The organism is Hyphomonas sp. UBA3601, from assembly GCF_002375605.1.
Classification (GTDB): domain Bacteria; phylum Pseudomonadota; class Alphaproteobacteria; order Caulobacterales; family Hyphomonadaceae; genus Hyphomonas.
Genome location: NZ_DFME01000079.1, coordinates 7,233 through 9,694, shown reverse-complemented (window position 1 = coordinate 9,694; position 2,462 = coordinate 7,233). Strand labels below are relative to the sequence as shown.

The 2,462-nt window shown below is 58.4% G+C and carries 3 protein-coding genes; all 3 read right to left on the bottom strand.

Translation table 11 applies throughout. The features are described from left to right. On the bottom strand, nucleotides 1–446 hold a 446-nt coding region (locus B4F73_RS08015), incomplete at its 3' end, for a hypothetical protein (protein WP_290482960.1). Between the two features lie 9 nt (nucleotides 447–455). After that, nucleotides 456–1,841, bottom strand: a complete 1,386-nt coding sequence (locus B4F73_RS08010) for a M28 family peptidase (protein WP_290482051.1) — start codon at nucleotides 1,839–1,841, stop codon at nucleotides 456–458. A 111-nt stretch (nucleotides 1,842–1,952) separates the two neighbouring features. Continuing rightward, nucleotides 1,953–2,462 (bottom strand): peroxiredoxin family protein (locus B4F73_RS08005; protein WP_290482959.1); only part of this gene is annotated, 510 nt, incomplete at its 5' end.

The window sequence follows — 2,462 nt, the reverse complement described above, 5'->3', positions numbered from 1 at the left end:
AAGGCCGGAGCAAGGCAAACCAGATGCGTGACCATCTCCACGACGATCTGCCCGTCTCGAATAATTGTGCTCGGCCGTCCGGCAAGAACGCCGTGCACGACCTCGTTCCGGTATCCAGCGAGCCGAAGGACGGCGTCGGACTGCCCCGACGTTGCGGGAAGCTGCTCCGGAGGCAGGAGATATCGATCTGATCGCGCGCGTCGCAGCAACAATTTCAGAGGTGCAACTCTTCCAGGCATTTTCAGATCAGCTGTATCTTCCTCCAAAGCGGTCTCATATCCGGAGAGGGCAGCAATGATCGCGCAATTAATCGCCGTGACGAGACCAACTGCAACCCAGCGCCAACGTTCGGGATCCTGATCCACATGATCCAGTTCCCGGTGGGCCAGTTTCAGCCCCTCGAGCGCGGCCGCGAGGGCTGGCCCCACTTTTTCAGACGCCGACATACGAGGACGTCAGTCCGAACCCATCGATGTCGGCTCCGACTTCCGGAAATCCCATCCTGTCTGGGCCGCAATGTATGTGAACGCCGCGTACACCGCAACATTCTGACGGAATGCCTCCGGATCAATCTTGTCGAATGTATCGTCTGGGGTGTGATGGTAGTCAAAATAGTCCCGGCCATCCTGCGCGGGCGTTACGACAGGCACCCCTGCCCTGCGGAGGACGCCGATATCAGGCCCACCGCCGGCTGCATTGTCGCCTTCTGACACACCCAGTGGGGTCAATACCTGCTTCATGACATCCGCATAGGATATTGCAGCCTCACCAAAATTGGTCTGGAAACGCCAGATGCGGCCGGCGCCAAAATCGCTCTCAGCCGCAAGCATATGCTTGTCGAGATCATCCCCATGTTGCCGAGCGTAAGCATTCGCTCCAAACAGGCCGACTTCCTCAGAGCCGTAGAGAACGACACGGATCGTTCTGCGAGGTTTTCCCGGCAAGTCCGCAATCAGCTTGGCGGCCCCGACGACGATTCCGCAGCCCGCGCCATCATCCAGTGCGCCGGTACCAAGATCCCAACTGTCGAGATGGCATCCGATCAGGATGATTTCGTCTTCCAGATCAGATCCTTCGACTTCAGCGATCACATTTCCGGACGGCGCAGCATCGGCATACTCAACGCCAATATCGAGATTCACGCGGACCGGGCCCCTGTCCAACAATCGTGTCAGCTGATCAGCGTCAGGGCCAGACAAGGCCGCTGCGGGGAGCGCGCCGAGCGCCCCTTCCCGGAACATGCCACCTGTGTGCGGCATGCGGTGTGGCTGTGTACCGACAGAACGGATCAGGCAGGCAACTGCCCCCTTCTCTGCGGCTGCATTGGCACACCCGCCCCGCTTGCGCACGGCAAGCCCGTAGCCCGAGCCATCTTGGGTCTTGTACATGCGCTCATCAATAAACGCGATTTTTCCCGCAAGGCTGTCAGCATCAGCCGCCTTCAGATCGGAAAGGGTTTCAAACCGGACGATATCAGCCTCCAGTCCACCTTCAGGCGTCGCACGACTGCCGCCGAGCGCCGTGATCACGAGATCTTGCGCATTCGCGCCAATCACGCGGGCCGATTCACGGGTCCGCGCCCAATACGGGATCGTGAAATCCTCAACGCGCGTGCGGTCAAAATTCAGCTCCTTGAGCGCGTTCATCGCCCAAACACGCGCCCGCGCCTCATCCGGCGAGCCGCCAAGGCGGGCCCCGACTTCTGTCGTCAGGTCTTCGACAAATTGCAGGCCAACCTCATCCAGCAGAGCATCCGCGATCAGTTGATCCGTCGTTGCCGCGATTTCCGGCGACAGATCGGCATCCTGCGCGAAGGACGGCGCACCGACCAATATGGCCATGCCAGCCAATAATCCTGCAATATGCCTGATCTGTCTCATCCGCTGTGCCTCTCAATGATCTATGCAGCGCAAGACTACATGTCCTTCGAGCAGAGTGAATAGCCCCGTTGCCTAAAGTTGTTCAGCAATCTGCAGGATAAGGTCGAGCGATGGGCGGTCCTTGTAACCTTCCTCGCGCAATACTGCCCGGACCGTCTCATCTGTGCCGATAAACATGATCGCCGGGTGGGGAATGCCGAAATAGCGCGAGCCAGGCTTCATCTCTTCATTCAGCAAATTAAACGCCGAAATAGCTTCCGAACCGGGATCGGACAGGAGTTCAAATCCAAGACTGTTCTTGCGGGCAAACTTCGACAGAATCTCGGGATCGTCATACGAAATTGCGACAAGGGGCCAGCCCAAGTCGTTGAGGTTGGCCGAGATATCATCAATCTGCTTAAGCTGTTTTTGGCAGTAAGGGCACCAGTCCGCTGAACGCACGAAGGCGACCGCAATCCCCTTCTCTCCCATGAGTTCAGACAGGCTCGCAGCCTCTCCAGTGTGTCTCACCAGATTGACCGAAGGCGCAGATTGACCGAGCGCCAGACCAATCTCAGGTGCTTGCATCATGGCAGCCGTATC

What these genes read in the sequence shown, in the direction of transcription:
- B4F73_RS08010 (WP_290482051.1), bottom strand. Translation starts at nt 1,841, where the DNA reads ATGGCCATATTGGTCGGTGCGCCGTCCTTCGCGCAGGATGCCGATCTG.